This window comes from Ensifer sp. ENS09 (assembly GCF_014852425.1).
In the GTDB taxonomy this organism is placed as follows: domain Bacteria; phylum Pseudomonadota; class Alphaproteobacteria; order Rhizobiales; family Rhizobiaceae; genus Ensifer.
Map to the genome: position 1 here is coordinate 658,548 of NZ_JACVBP010000004.1, position 13,920 is coordinate 672,467.

15 protein-coding genes are annotated in these 13,920 nt (G+C 63.3%); 6 read left to right on the plus strand and 9 right to left on the minus strand.

The genetic code is table 11. The features are described 5' to 3' along the window. Positions 1-19: 19 nt before the first annotated feature. A complete protein-coding gene (gene tauA / locus IB267_RS23370; protein WP_192449796.1) occupies positions 20-1,027 on the minus strand; it encodes a taurine ABC transporter substrate-binding protein in 1,008 nt (335 codons plus the stop codon). A 168-nt stretch (positions 1,028-1,195) separates the two neighbouring features. Then, complete coding sequence (locus tag IB267_RS23375) at positions 1,196-1,744, minus strand: flavin reductase family protein (RefSeq protein ID WP_192449797.1); 549 nt, start codon at positions 1,742-1,744, stop codon at positions 1,196-1,198. 187 nt (positions 1,745-1,931) lie between these two features. Between IB267_RS23375 and ssuD the strand changes: the two genes are divergently transcribed. After that, positions 1,932-3,125, plus strand: a complete 1,194-nt coding sequence (gene ssuD / locus IB267_RS23380) for an FMNH2-dependent alkanesulfonate monooxygenase (protein WP_210335971.1) — start codon at positions 1,932-1,934, stop codon at positions 3,123-3,125. After that, positions 3,122-4,603 carry an FAD/NAD(P)-binding protein gene (locus tag IB267_RS23385; RefSeq protein WP_192449798.1) on the plus strand — a complete coding sequence of 494 codons (1,482 nt, stop codon included), beginning with the start codon at positions 3,122-3,124 and terminating at the stop codon, positions 4,601-4,603. The genes ssuD and IB267_RS23385 overlap by 4 nt, the downstream gene beginning before the upstream one ends. Here IB267_RS23385 and IB267_RS23390 read toward each other — a convergent pair. The 5 genes from IB267_RS23390 to IB267_RS23410 form a co-directional block, all read right to left on the minus strand. Continuing rightward, positions 4,550-5,305 (minus strand): MOSC domain-containing protein, encoded by a 756-nt coding sequence (locus tag IB267_RS23390; RefSeq protein WP_192449799.1) that lies wholly within the window; start codon positions 5,303-5,305, stop codon positions 4,550-4,552. The two genes, IB267_RS23385 and IB267_RS23390, sit on opposite strands and share 54 nt — an antisense overlap. Beyond that, a complete protein-coding gene (locus IB267_RS23395; RefSeq protein ID WP_192449800.1) occupies positions 5,298-6,005 on the minus strand; it encodes a glutamine amidotransferase in 708 nt (235 codons plus the stop codon). The genes IB267_RS23390 and IB267_RS23395 overlap by 8 nt, the downstream gene beginning before the upstream one ends. A gap of 25 nt (positions 6,006-6,030) precedes the next feature. Beyond that, positions 6,031-6,585, minus strand: coding sequence for a peroxiredoxin (locus tag IB267_RS23400; RefSeq protein WP_192449801.1), 555 nt, complete (start codon positions 6,583-6,585; stop codon positions 6,031-6,033). 62 nt (positions 6,586-6,647) lie between these two features. Continuing rightward, a complete protein-coding gene (locus IB267_RS23405; RefSeq protein WP_192449802.1) occupies positions 6,648-7,196 on the minus strand; it encodes a carboxymuconolactone decarboxylase family protein in 549 nt (182 codons plus the stop codon). A 214-nt stretch (positions 7,197-7,410) separates the two neighbouring features. Continuing rightward, positions 7,411-8,067 (minus strand): MarR family winged helix-turn-helix transcriptional regulator, encoded by a 657-nt coding sequence (locus IB267_RS23410; RefSeq protein WP_192449803.1) that lies wholly within the window; start codon positions 8,065-8,067, stop codon positions 7,411-7,413. A 150-nt stretch (positions 8,068-8,217) separates the two neighbouring features. On the opposite strand from IB267_RS23410, the gene IB267_RS23415 reads away from it, so the two are divergent. The 3 genes from IB267_RS23415 (at position 8,218) to IB267_RS23425 (ending at position 10,485) form a co-directional block, all read left to right on the plus strand. Beyond that, the gene (locus tag IB267_RS23415) at positions 8,218-8,664 is read left to right on the plus strand and encodes a pseudoazurin (protein ID WP_082005895.1); all 447 of its coding nucleotides are present in this window, start codon (positions 8,218-8,220) and stop codon (positions 8,662-8,664) included. Between the two features lie 116 nt (positions 8,665-8,780). Further along, on the plus strand, positions 8,781-9,323 hold the full coding sequence (locus tag IB267_RS23420; protein WP_192449804.1) for an MgtC/SapB family protein: 543 nt from the start codon (positions 8,781-8,783) through the stop codon (positions 9,321-9,323). A 133-nt stretch (positions 9,324-9,456) separates the two neighbouring features. After that, positions 9,457-10,485: an alpha/beta fold hydrolase gene (locus tag IB267_RS23425; protein WP_192449805.1), complete on the plus strand. Its 1,029-nt coding sequence runs from the start codon at positions 9,457-9,459 to the stop codon at positions 10,483-10,485. Here the strand turns inward: IB267_RS23425 and IB267_RS23430 are convergent. Both IB267_RS23430 and IB267_RS23435 read right to left on the minus strand, forming a co-directional pair. Beyond that, positions 10,445-10,801 carry an AraC family transcriptional regulator gene (locus IB267_RS23430; protein WP_192449806.1) on the minus strand — a complete coding sequence of 119 codons (357 nt, stop codon included), beginning with the start codon at positions 10,799-10,801 and terminating at the stop codon, positions 10,445-10,447. The two genes, IB267_RS23425 and IB267_RS23430, sit on opposite strands and share 41 nt — an antisense overlap. Beyond that, positions 10,776-11,516 (minus strand): hypothetical protein, encoded by a 741-nt coding sequence (locus tag IB267_RS23435; RefSeq protein ID WP_192449807.1) that lies wholly within the window; start codon positions 11,514-11,516, stop codon positions 10,776-10,778. Before IB267_RS23435 ends, IB267_RS23430 begins: the two co-directional genes overlap by 26 nt. Before the next feature lie 313 nt (positions 11,517-11,829). On the opposite strand from IB267_RS23435, the gene IB267_RS23440 reads away from it, so the two are divergent. Next, a complete protein-coding gene (locus IB267_RS23440; RefSeq protein ID WP_210335972.1) occupies positions 11,830-13,665 on the plus strand; it encodes a patatin-like phospholipase family protein in 1,836 nt (611 codons plus the stop codon). Positions 13,666-13,920 lie beyond the last annotated feature (255 nt).

The following is a 13,920-nucleotide window of genomic DNA, read 5'->3' on the forward strand; positions in this document are numbered from 1 at the left end:
GGCAGCAATTGGGTGACCGTCAGAACGAGAGCTTTGCCGCTTCCTGTGCCCAGCGGGCGGAAACATAAGGCGCGTAGTCGGGGAGGACTGCCGGGATTTTGCCCTGTTCGAGCAGGAAAGCAGAGGTCTGGGCGATCGCCTTGACTGTCGCGCCGCCGAGGAGATCGGCGCTCGCCTGTTCTTCGAGCGAGGGGAAGTAATAGCCCTTAAGCAGGTTCGGCACTTCTTCAGGCTTTGCGCCCGTGAGCCGTGCGATCTTCTCGGCCTGCGGCGATCCGGCGCTCCAGGCTTCCGGCTTGGCGCGGTAATCGGCATAGGCGTCGCCGGTCACCTTGACGAATCCGGTGACGATTTCAGGATGTTCTTCGGCAAACTTCTTGCTGACGATCCAGGCGTCGAAGGTCGGTCCGCCCCATTTCGCGACGTCGCTCGATGTCGCAAGCACGGTTGCAGTCTTCTTGATTTCGGAGAGAACCGGATCCCAGACATAGGCGCCGTCGATATCGCCGCGCTGCCAGGCGGCCGCGATCTCCGGCGGTCTGAGATTGAGGATCTCGACCGACTTCGGGTCGACATTCCAGTGTTTCAAGGCGGTGAGCAGACTGTAATGCGCCGTCGAGACGAAGGGCGTTGCAATCTTCTTGCCGGCAAGCTCTTCCGGCTTGTCGATCCCCTTGACGGCCAGCGCCTCGGCGTCACTGATCAGGCCGACGACGAAGATGGTTTCGAACGGGATCTGGCGGCTTGCGGCGGCGGCCAGCGGCGAGGATCCGACATAGCCGATATCGATCGACCCGGACGCAAGGGCCGCAATGACATCGGCCCCACCGTCGAACTTCTGCCAGGTGATCTTGGCGCCGGTCACCTTCTCATAGGTCCCGTCTGCCTGCGGCACGCGCGATGGCTCGACGATGGGCTGGTAGCCGATGGTCAGCGTGGTTTCGTCCGCATGGGCTGGAAGGGAGAGTTGGCTCGCCGCCAAGAATGCGGCACTTGCGGCAAGAAGGGTGCGTCTGCGGATCGTCATCGTATGCTCCTCAACGGGTTGCGGCTTCCTTGGGAAGTCCTAACGTTATGCTGATTAAAAGCATGGATTTTATATAGATAAATTATTCCGCTTTTTGCCGCTTTGCAGAGAGCACGTTCCAAAATTGAAATCCGTGGCGGCGCTCTGTGCCATGCAGGGAAAGCCGCGTCAGAACTGCACGCCGCCGTAGCGGCCGTTGTGGTAGACGATCGGTTCGCCTGTCCCGGCCGTAATCGCCACCACCCGGCCGAGGATGATCGCATGGCTATGGCGCTCGATGATCTCCTCGACCTCGCAATCGATCGCTGCAAGCGCGCCGGCAAGCGCCGATGCGCCGCTGGCAAGCCGGATCCATTCGGCGCCATCGTAGCGGGCCGCACCCTTGGCGCCGTCGATGCCGGAGAAGCGCTCGGCGACTCTCTGCTGCTCGCGCGACAGAAGGTTGACGCAGAAATGCCGGTAGCGCTCGATGACGGGCCAGGTGGAGGACGTGCGGTTGATGTTGACGATCATGGTCGGCGGATCGACGGCGAGTGCGGTCGCGGAGGTCACGGTGGCGCCGGTGCGCTCATCGCCTATCCCTGCGGTAATGACGGAGACGCCACCTGAGAAGTTGCGCATGGCCGCTTTCAGCGCCGGCGTGGTGATCGACCCGTAGGCATTGGCGGTCGGAACGATGGCATCGAATGCGGGAGAAGCGGCAAGCGCGATTGTCATGGCCAAATCCTCGAAAAATTTGAATCTAATTCCCGGTCGCTGACAGCTGCTCTGGGAAAAATTTTTCCTCTTACCAAGGATGATCGTACGAATTCTTATTGTCAATAAATTTTATAGAGTTTATGCTTTTTACAAAATGGGACGGCCGTGACCGTTGTCCAAACAGTCCGTGAGGAGGCTTGCGCGAATGGGAATTGTGCCCAACGAAATCCCCGAGAAGATCCCGGAAAAGATCAATGTGCTCTGGTTCCTGCCGACCCACGGCGACAGCCGCTACCTCGGAACCACGCGTGGCGGGCGAAACGTTGATCTCAACTATCTGAAGCAGGTCGCGCAGGCCGCCGATACGCTCGGCTATTATGGCGTGCTCATCCCGACGGGGCGGAGCTGCGAGGACAGCTGGGTGGTTGCCTCAGCGCTGGCACCGCTCACCGAAAAGCTGCGGTTCCTGATCGCGGTTCGGCCCGGCCTGCTCTCGCCGACGCTCGCGGCCCGCATGACGGCGACGCTGGACCGTCTCTCGGGCGGGCGGCTGCTGATCAACGTCGTAACCGGCGGCGATCCGATCGAAAACAAGGGCGACGGCATTCATCTGGCGCATGGTGAACGCTACGAGGTGACCGAGGAATTCCTCAACATCTACAAGGCGGTGCTTCGCGGAGAAGAAGTCGATTTCAAGGGAAATCACTTCGACATCGAAGGCGGCAAGCTCCTGTTCCCGTGCGCGCAACAGCCCCACCCGCCGCTTTATTTCGGCGGCTCCTCCGGCAAGGGGCAGGAGGTGGCAGCGCGCACGATCGACAAGTACCTGACCTGGGGCGAACCGGTCGAGGACGTCGCCAAGAAGATCGCCGAAGTTCGCGCCCTGGCCGATGCCGAGGGCAGGGAGGTCACCTTCGGTATCCGTCTTCATGTCGTCGTTCGCGAGACCGCAAAGGAGGCCTGGCAGGCGGCCGACGAACTGATACAATATGTGGACGACGACACGATTGCCGCCGCACAGAAGGTGTTCGAGCGCATGGATTCGGTTGGTCAGAGCCGCATGAGCCGCCTGCATGGCGGCCGGCGCGATAAGCTCGAAATCGCTCCCAATCTCTGGGCCGGCGTGGGTCTGGTGCGCGGAGGGGCAGGCACGGCACTCGTTGGCGATCCCGATCAAGTCAAAGCGCGCATGGAAGAATACCGACAAGTCGGCATCGACAGCTTCATCCTGTCCGGTTACCCGCATCTCGAAGAGGCCTATCGCTTCGGCGAACTGGTACTGCCGCATCTGCCGCTGGCCCACGCCATCCCCGCGCGCGCGACGTCGATCAACACCGGGCCGTTCGGCGAAACCATCGCCGGCGATCATCGTCCGAAGCTGAAGGTCTCCCAGTCGTGACAGCTGTGCGGCGAACGCTCATTGCCATCGTCGGCGGCGGTTTCACCGGCGCGGTGGTCGCGGCAAACCTTGCGCGCAATGCCGCCAGCGACGGCGCGGCCATCGTGGTCTTCGAGCCGCGAGACTGCCTGGGCGCCGGACTTGCCTACGACACCGGCAATCCCGCCCATCGCACCAATGTGCCCGCTGCCCGCATGAGCCTCGTTCCCGATGATCCCGACGACTTTCTGAACTGGCTGGAGGCCAATGGCGAGCCGCGCGGTGACCCGGAAGCACGGGCAGCCGACGGCCATCTCTATGTGCGGCGGGCGGTGTTCGGGCGGTATGTCGGCGCGTTCGTCGCGCCGTTCGTGCGGAGCGGCAAGGTCGTGCACCGGCGCGAGCGCATCGCTCGTATCGAGCGGCGTGGAACGCGCTGGAAGCTGACCTCCGATGCCGGAACGGACCTTTTGGCCGATATCGTCGTGATCGCCACGACGCATCCCTCGCCTTGTGCGCCGAAGAGCGTCGCGCATGCGCTCGAAGGCCACCCGCGTTTCGTTGCCGACACCACCGTTGCGGGCTCCCTTGCCTGTCTTCGTCCCGACGATCATGTTCTGGTGCTTGGAAACGGCCTAACGGCGGCGGATGTGATTACGTCGCTCAAGCTCGCCGACCACCGCGGCTCGATCGTCGCCCTGTCGCGCCGCGGCCTTCGCTCGCGCGGCCATGCGGGAAAGGCACAGGAACCCTTCGGTGATTTCGTCAGCAACCCGGCGCTAACCGCGCTCGAGCTGCTTCGACGCGTGCGTCTGGCGGTGCGGCAGGCCGCTTTGGCGGGGTTCAGCTGGCATGCGGTTTTCGATGCGCTGCGCAGCCAGGGTGGACAGGTCTGGCGCGCGCTGCCGGTGGCGGAGCGCCGTCTGCTGGTGAGGCGCCTGCGGCCCTTCTGGGACGCACACCGATTTCGCGTGGCGCCGCAGATCGACGACGCGATCCGGCAGGCAACCGAGACAGGGCAGTTGCGCATCCTCGGCGCTTCGATCGAAGGCGTCGAACGTTATGGTCAGGTCATCGCGGTCGACATCCGTCACCGGCAGACGCGTGCCCATGAACGCCTGTTGTTCGATGCCTGCGTCGTGACCACCGGCCCGGCGCACACGGGCATTCTTTCAAGCGAGGACTGGCTCGCGGATCTGGCATCGAAGGGCTGGCTGCGCCTAGACAATGTCGGACTGGGACTTGCGTGCGACGAGGCGAGCCGCGCGATCGGGGCGAGTGGCGTGGCCGAGAGATCGCTGATCGTTGCCGGCCCGCTGGCGCGCGGCACCTTCGGCGAACTCATGGGCCTGCCGCAGGTCAACGATCACGCGATCTTTGTTGCCGACGAGATCGCCGAGATGCTGGCGAGGGCGCACAGGGGCGCCACCCGCCGGAGGGCGGCGTCATCCGGTCGGCAGCGAGCGGTCACGGCCATCGACGGCGCCATCAGGCGTTGAAGCCGGAGCCTCGCCGTCGAGCCGGCGGGACCAATCTTCGACCGCCCGCGTCTGCAGGCGCTTGGCGGCATAACCCCGCCAATTTGGCGGCAGGATGGCGAGATCGGCGATAGCGGACAGGGCCTCGCGGTTGAGCGTATCGACGTAAAGATAGTGCCACAGCCTGGCGATCGTCCATTCGGGATGGCGCCGCTCGACGCGTTGCATCCGGTCGTCGGGCGAAACAATGCCCGTTTCGATGACCCGGTAGTACCATCCGGTGCGGCCGGTCTGCTGGACGCGGCGGGCCATGTCCGGCAGATCGAAACGGCGGTTCAGCTTCCAGCACGGCTGCCGGCCCTGGCTCACCTCGAGAAGGGCTTCGCCGAGGCGGAACCGGTCGCCGATCGCGACATCGCTTTCGGTCAGCCCCAAGGCCGAGATGTTCTCGCCGAACGCGCCCGGCTGCTGCAGCCGCGCAACGCTTCCGATCTCGTCAACCCATGTCTGATAATGGTCGCGTGGGTAATGGTGCACGGCCTTGTCCGGGCCGCCGTGCCTCTTCAGATCGCCCTGATGGTCGCCGGCAAAGCCGGTTGTGCCAAGATGCACCGGGCCGAGAGCCGGGTGTTTGTCGATGCCGCTTAGGGTTCCTCGTTCGTCGATCGGCGAGAGGCTGCCGATGAGCAGGGCGTCGAGCGCGATCGGGGCCGGCTCAACCATCGATGTTCTCCAGCCATTCGCCGATCACCGAAGAGGCCGCCGCCTCAAGACGAGGCCCGAGACGTCGGGCATCGGCGCGCAGGCCCGGAACGCTGAGCCCGGCCGCCGCCAGCTCGCAGGCGTGACCGACGAGCCAGCGTTCGAACGCCGCGCCGGCTTGCGCCTCCGGGTGAAACTGGAGGGCGAGCACGGTCTTGCCGCGCGCAAAGCCTTGTTGCGCGATCAGCGGTGTCGAAGCCAGAAGTGCCGTGCCGGCGGGCAGGTCGTAGGTATCGCCGTGCCAATGCAGGACGGAGACGTCGGCCAGATGGCGGAGGGAGGAGGCCTGGCCTGCGGCGGTCAGGCTCAAGGGCGAAAATCCGATCTCCTTCAGGCCGGACGGGTAGACGCGGGCACCGAGCGCACGGGCGATCAGCTGGGCGCCGAGGCAGATGCCGAGCGTCGGCCGGTCGCCGGCAAGACGTGCCTGAAGCATGGCGATTTCCCCGGCGACGAAGGGGTAGGCCTCGTCTTCATAGACGCCGATCGGGCCGCCGAGCACGATGACGAGATCGGGCTCCAAGGGATCGAAAGAGAGGTAGTTTTCGTCGCCGACATCGCGATACTCGATTTCGAAACCCGCCGCTCGCAGCGGTCCGGCAAAGCTGCCGAGATCTTCGAAGTGCACATGCCTGAGGGCGAGCGCCTTTCTAGTCGTCATCGTCTGTTCTCCATGCTCAGAGGTTCTAGCCGGCACGCGCGTCGGGGACGCAGCCTTCGCTGGTGCAGCCGGTGGAGGTGGTGGTCACCGCGGCAAAATCGGGGATCGGCGCGGAAAGGAGTGTGGCAAGACGCGCGCCGATGACCATGTCGTCTTCGATGCCGAAACGATGGTGTTCGATGTGACCGTCGCGTCCGATGATGATGGCCGTCGGCGTGCCGCGCATGCCGTAGAGTTCCATCGTTTTCGGTATCGCTCCCTGGTCGGAAGGCTGGTCGACGGCGATCGGGAAGGTCAGGCGATATTCATGAATGAAGGCCTTCAGCGCTTCCGGTGTCATGACCGCGTGATGCTCGAACACCGAATGCAGGCCGAGGACCTGAAGATCGGTGTCCCGAAAAATGCTCTGGACGCGCTGCGTTTGCGGCAGTCCGTGCGAAACGCAAGCCGGGCACAGTATCTGAAACGCGTGAAGGAAAACGACCCGGCCGCGAAGCTGCGCAAGGCTTGGACGTCCCTGTGTGTTGAACCAGGTCGAAACGGCGAGTTCCGGAGCCGTGATCCTGCGATTGCTGTTCATTGTTCTCATCTCCAAGAGGGCCGGGCGAAGGCTTGCCGCCCGGCCACTGCAGTGTGTGCGGGTCAGGCGGCTTCGCGAACGAGCTTCACGCCGGGGAAATCGACGGGAACGGCAAGCGCGACGTTGATGTAGTTGGTGAACAGGTTGAGCGCGACATGGGCGACGATCTCGACCACGTCCTCGTCATCGTAGCCGGCCTCGTGCAGGGAGCGCACATCGGCGTCGGATACCTGTCCGCGCGCATCGACGAGCTTCTGTGCGAAGGCGAGGGCCGCTGCCGTCTTCGGATCGGCAGACTTGCCGCGTTGCGCAGCCGTCATCTCCTCGGCAGTGGCGCCCGCCTTGCGGCCAAGAGCCGTGTGGGCCGCCAGGCAATAGTGGCAATCGTTGCGATCCGCGACGGCAACGGCGATCTGCTCGCCGAGCTTGGCGCCGAGGCGACCGTTGCCGAGTGCTCCGAAGGAGCCCCACATGCTGGCAAGGGCCGCCGGCGAATTGGCGACGGCGCGGAACATGTTGGGTGCGACCCCGAAGGCGGAGCGGATTTCGCCAAGCAGTTCGGCGCTGGCACCGGTTGCCGAAACGGGGTCGACTAGATTAATTCTGCTCATGGTTTTCTCTTTCTGTTTGCTGGAGGGAGAAAATTGCCGGTCCGCCGATGGCAGTCGTCGGACCGGCGCCGACATCATCGTCTGTCCGCTTGCGACGCAGGAAACAGCGCTCGCGAATTCCGATGGTGAAGCTTGTTGAAAAGGCGCCGGGGATGCTCGATGACGCCTTCAGGACCGCCGGCTTTGGCGCCGGCGGCTGGATCGTTTCGCATGATCAGACCGTCTCGCGATTGAAGAGGCGCCAGGCGGCCCGTTGCGCCTCGGGTTCTGCCGTTTCGTATTCGCCGCAATCGACGCGCAGTTCCGCCGGTCCGAACGCAGCATCGACGAATGCGCAGTGATGCGGCGCTTTCGGATCGTCGTAGACATGCGGCCGGAAGTATCGACAGTTGACACACATGCGCTGTTCCGGAATGGCGCCGGCCGTCTGCAGGCCGCGGATGATCTTGACGAGATGCATGAGCAGGTCCTGCTGCTCCAGCCTCGAAAGCGAAGCGATGGCATCCTCCGTTGCGGAGGCGAGCCGGCCCGCCTGTCGTACCGCGTCCTCGCCGGCCGGCGTGGTGGCAACCGAAAGCGCGCGTGCGTCGCTCGGATCTGCGCGCTTTTCGACCAGCCCCTTGCGCAGCAGTGCGTTGATGGAGTCCGTCGTCGTCGGCTGGCTGACGCCGAGATAACCGGCAATCTGTTTCACCCGCATTCCGCTGCGACCACGGGCGACGAGGAAGGTCAGGATCTGCAATTGCGTGGGATTGAGGCCGATCGCGTCGGCGCTCGACCAGGCCTCCGTGCGCATGGCCGTCGCCACGCGGGATAGCCCGTCGCCGATGCGGTCGACCAGGGCCGGTGTCGTATCAGGTTCCTTGCTCATGAGGCGACTAATATAGGAATCCTATGTATTGTCAACGCCGATAAAAAAGCGACGCGAATTTGACGCGCATCAAAGTGGAGGGGGCGTCTCAGGCTTAATCCTCCTCTCGAACAACCCGAACACGGGCTGGTCGCTCAAATGGAGAAGACGATGTTGAATGCAATCAAGAGCGGATTTGGTATCGCGATCGCGGCAATGCTGGTCGCCGCGCCGGCAGCCGCCGCGGACTTCGAAGTGCACATGCTGAACAAGGGCAAGGACGGCGCGATGGTTTTCGAGCCGGCGTCGCTGAAGGTTGCGCCCGGCGACACGGTCACCTTCATTCCGACCGACAAGGGACATAACGTCGAAACCATCAAGGGCATGATCCCCGATGGCGCCGAGGCCTTCAAAAGCAAGATCAATGAAAACTACAAGGTGACTTTCACCGCACCCGGCGTCTACGGCGTCAAGTGCACGCCGCACTACGGCATGGGCATGGTAGGCGTCGTCCAGGTCGGCGATGCGCCGGCCAACCTGGAAGCGGTCAAGGGAGCGAAGAACCCGAAGAAGGCCCAAGAACGCCTGGACGCGGCCCTCGCGGCGCTGGGCAACTAAGCGACTTCTAGCGCTTCGGAGCGGGGTGGGGACAGGCCGCTCCTGGCGTCTGCGCACTGGGTGAGGCGCGGGCGCCATCATGCGGAACCAATGCGAAGCATTCGCGTTGGTTCCGCATGGATCAGATCACCGCCGAATTGTTCCCACCGTCGCAGATCCCCTATACGGTCATTTTTGCGCGCATCCTCGGAGCGCTGCTGATGGGCGCGGTCATCGGCTTCGAGCGCGAAGTCAAGGCACGCCCGGCCGGCCTCAAGACCCATATGCTCGTCTGCCTCGCAGCCTGCACTTTCGGCATCATCTCGATCGAAAGCGTCCGCCTCGGCGGCTTCTTCGACGAACGCGTCCGCATCGACCCGCTGCGCGTGGTGGAGGCGGTAACCGCAGGCGTCGCCTTCCTTGCAGCCGGAACCATCGTCCTGTCTCGCGGCGAGGTCCAAGGCCTGACGACCGGCGCGAGCCTCTGGCTCGCAGGCGCGATCGGCATCTCCGTCGGCTTCGGCCATTGGATCGTCGCCGGCCTTGCGGTCGGCTCCGCCTTCGCCGTTCTTACCATCATCGGCCATTTCGAGGGCAAGGCCATGCGGCACGAAATGCCCGACGTGGAACCGGAGGGCGAAGGAACTGCTGCGTCCGACAAGAGACGTCCGAAGCGATAGGTCCGCTGACCCACCACACGCGTGCTTTCGCACAATTTTCGACGCCAGCCGCTTTCGTCCTCGATCGCGTTCGAGGTCGCCGGTTGGCCGTTTTCGCGGGATGGAGGCCAGGTTTTCAACCGAAGGGCTTCTCATGTTCAAACCATTCGTTTTCGTTGGCATCCTGTGGCTTGCTTCCGCAGTGCTCGGTCACGCCAAAGACGCGGTCGGCTTTCGGGAGGCCGACATTTTCAAGGACAGCGCTCGACCACTCCACGTTGCGCTCTGGTATTCCACTCAAGACCGCGCGGCGGCCTCTACCGTTGGCGACAACCGGGCCCTCGAGGGTATCCAGGCTATCAGAAATGCGGCGACCACCAAGGGAGCGCGCCCGTTGGTCGTGCTCTCCCACGGTTACGGCGGCAGCTGGCGCAATCTGAATTGGCTGGCGGGCAGGCTGGTCGAGCAAGGCTATGTCGTCGCTGCCCCGGATCACCCGGGCACGACCACGTTCGACAGGACCGCGAAGCAGGCGGCGGAGTTGTGGGAGCGCCCACGCGACCTCAGCCGGGTCATCGATGCCCTGATTGCCGATCCGGCGCTTGCCGGGGACATCGATGAAAGCCGCATTTCAGCCATTGGCCATTCGCTCGGGGGATGGACCGTAAGTGCACTGGCCGGGGCGGCATTCGACGGGGACCGCTTCAGGCGTGACTGCGAGACAAATGCCAGTCCGCGCGCCTGCAGCCTCAGCGCAGAGCTTGGCCTCGATCGGCCCGAGCTCGAAAAAGACCTGAGGGACCCTCGGCTCGATGCCTTCGTGTCGCTCGATCTAGGTCTGGCGCGGGGTTTTGATCCCGACAGTCTGGCGCGCGTTCGCCTTCCATCACTGATCATTGCCGCCGGCACCGATATCGGTGACATGCCGGCCAGGTTCGAGTCCGGCTATCTCGCCGAGCGCTTGCCGAAAAATGCGTCCACCTATGTCGGAATCCCCGATGCGATGCATTTCAGCTTCATGCAGACTTGCAAGCCGGGCGCTGCGGCGTTGATCGAGGCGCAGACGCCCGGGGACGGCATCGTCTGCAAGGACGGCGGGGTTCGTGGACGCGACGAGATCCATCGGGAACTCGCTTTTCTCATCATCGGTTTTCTGGCCGAGGCCCTTCCGGCCGGCCCGTGAGGCCTCCGACTGACCCTAAAGCGGAATTCTCCTGGCGGTATTCACGCGGCGTCATGCCGGCCACGCGCAGGAACTCGCGGTTGAAGTTGGACTTCGTCTGGAAGCCCGACTCCATCATCGCTGCCGTGATCGACAGGTCGGTTTCGTTCAACAGACGCATGGCTTCTCGAACACGGTACTCGTTGACGACCTGCGACACGTTTCGCGACGAGGTCCGGTTAATGGCAACGGAGATTTGCCGGGCGGGTATCGCCAATTTGCGTGACAACCGTCGCAGGGTCAGATCCGGGTCACGAAACAGCCTTCTTTCGCTCATTGCCGTGTCGAGTGCTTCGAGGATGCGGCGGTGGTCGTCTGTCGGCTGGCATTTTGCTTGCTTCATACGGAAGGCAGACGTCGTTGTCAGGCACGCTCCGGCCCATGACGGCGATCGCGAAGGCGACAAGCGGGAGCGTCAACATGTGAGCTGCGGCAACGATGGAGGCGGCGTGGCTTCCGCGATAGAACTCGAAGTCTGCAGCTATCACCAGATCGATTATCCCTGATGTCAGCAACAGACCGGCAACGGCAAACGCGGCGCTGCGAGCACCGCGGGCCGCCGCCAGCCGGGCGTTTTCGAAGTTGCCTTCGGACGCATTTGCTTGGTGAGCAAGCAACGCCGCGTAGGTGAAGTAGAGGAGGGCAAGGAGCAGGTCGATCGGAGACTGCCAATACTGCCACAGTGCCGAAAGGATCAATATCGCAGCGGGGGCGAGAAGGTGGGGCCAGTATCGTTGTCGATGGGAGCCTCTGAGTTCTGAAAAACAGAACCATGCAATGGGTGGAAGCAGAGCCGCGACCACGGGCTGAAGGAACCGCACCCATTGCAGATCCGCAGTCCAGCGCAAGCCGACCGTTACGACCAGAAAGATGCATGCGGCGATGAACACCGTGGCTGGCTGAAGAATTCGGTCACGTTGGAAGAGCGCACGCATGAGCAGAATGGTCAGCAGAAGCGCGACGACAAACGGCAGCGGGATCGAAGGTATCATGTAATCGTCGCATTCATGTTGGGCGCTGAAATGAAGGCTCGATATGGACACGTCCAAAACGGTGACGCAACGCCGTTCCGCACAGAAAGGTTGCATCCGGCTGGCGTCCGCGGCCTCGCGTCGCTATCGTGTCTTGAGGGGCGATGCCGTCCATTCCTGGTCCGGTGAACGCCGGGTGCGCAATCTCGCGTGGGGAGGAAATCTGTTCGGGAATCCCGATCGAAACGGCTAAGCTCGGAAGCGGCCTGTTTCCAAGGAAGGTTCGATGGACGCCACCGGTTCCCTTGCTGCCAAGTTGTTGTCGGAGACCCTCATGTTCGACCAGACGTCGCTGGCCGCGCTGGAAGCCTTGGCAGCCAATTCCGATCGCGGCATCGTGCGACGCGGTGAGGTTCTGGTCCGCCAGGGCGAGCCGTCGGACCGGTTTTTCGTGGTCCTCTCCGGCCGCTTCACCGTTCACCGGGATGACGTCTCCGAACCTGTTGCCGAAATAGGACAGGGCGAACTCGTTGGCGAGGTCGGCTTCTTCGCCGGCCTGCCGCGCATGGCCACGGTCGTTGCGGCGCGCGATTCCATTGTCCTTTCGATCTGCGACCACCAGTTCGAAAAGGCGGCGCGCGCCCTGCCGAGCTTGCGCCAGTCGGTCACCACGTTTCTGGCGCGACGGTTCGCCAAGCAAGCGCCGGTTTCGCCGCATGCCAAGGGTGCCTGCCGGATAAGGACGCTCGCAATTGTTGCGGCCGGAAGCAGCCGGGTTTCTCCTCGCTTTATCGACCTGTTGCGCAATGCTTTCGCCGGGTCCACGCGCACCGCCTTCCTGGCGAGGGCCGACATCGAGGATCGCTTTCCCGGCATTCCGGTCGATGATCAGCCGGTGCTGGACTGGCTCAACCAATTGGAGGCCAAGGTCGGAGGCATCGTCTACATCGCCGACGAAGAGCCGAGCGACTGGACACGGGTCTGCATCCGCCAAGCCGATGGCGTCCTGTTGGTCGGTGAGGCGTCCGGCTCTGAAAAACGCAACCCGTCGGAGCAACTCGTACTGTCGGTGCATTCGCCATCGAGCGTGCGGCTGGTTCTGGTTCACGACAAGCGCGCCGCAACGGTCACCGGCACCAGCGCCTGGCTGAACGAGCGCCCCGGCATCCGGCAGCATCACCATGTGGCGCTGGAAGACGGAGAGGATGGTCAGCGCCTGGTCCGCTTCATTTCCGGGGAGGCGAGGGGCTTCGTCGCCGCCGGCGGAGGCTCGCTCGGATGCGCGCATCTTGGCGTTCACAAGGCTTTCGTCGAGGCCGGCGCGTCCTTCGATTATCTGGGAGGCACCAGCTCGGGAGCGGCGATGATGGCGGGCTTTGCTCGCGGCATGAACGCCGACGAGATCAATCGTGGGACGCACGAGATCTTTGTCCGCAGTCGCGCGTTTCGTCGACTGACCGTGCCGCAATATGCGCTGCTGGATCACAAGGTGCTCGACCGCACGCTGCAGGCGGAATATGGCGACGTACTCATCGAGGATCTCTGGCTGCCCTTTTTCGCGCTGTCGACCAATCTCAGCACCGGGCAGGCGCATGTCCATCGGCGCGGAAAGCTGTGGCAGGCCGTCAGAGCGTCGGGCTCGATCCCCGGCATCCTGCCGCCCTTCTTCACGGCCGACGGAGACATGCTCGTCGACGGGGCGATCATGAACAATCTGCCGCTGGAGCAGATGAAGGAATTGAAGACGGGCCCCAACGTCGTCGTAAGCCTGGGCGGGGGCGGTCCTGGAAAACAGCACATCGACTATGACAGCATACCCGGCGCATCCGAACTGACCGTCCGGCTGCTGAACCCCTTCGGCCGCTCGGGCTTGCCGAAGATCCCCAACCTGATCCAGGTCATTGCCGCAAGCATGCTGGCGCATCGGCCGCAGGAGATTGCGCTTGGCGAAAGGGACATCCTGATTTCCCCACCGGTTTCGGCCGCGATCAGCTTTATGGATTGGAGCCGGCACTCCGAACTGTTCGCCGAAGCCTATCAATGGGCAAGGTCATGGATCGATGAGCGTATCGGGGAGAACGACCCGCGAATGGAGGCCATCTTTGGCCTGTCGGCCCACTCCGGCTCGCTGGAAACATATGGCGGGGCAACGGGGCGTTCCGCACTCTAGGATGCGCCACATATCTGCGGCGCGAACTTTTCAGTCGGCTTGGACGCGCGCGGATTTTCGACTGATATTGTCGCCCCTGTTGAGTTGTCACTGTCCTCTTGCGGTCGTAGTATTTTAGGATAGCCTTGTGTCGGGAGAGCCAGCGGCGGCTCCCTCGGTTTGCTGTGAAAAGACCAATAAATAGAGGGTCATCGGAGAAACAGCGGCTCGCATTCAAAAATGTTTCGTCCCCGAACTGCACTCCGTTCGGGTTCC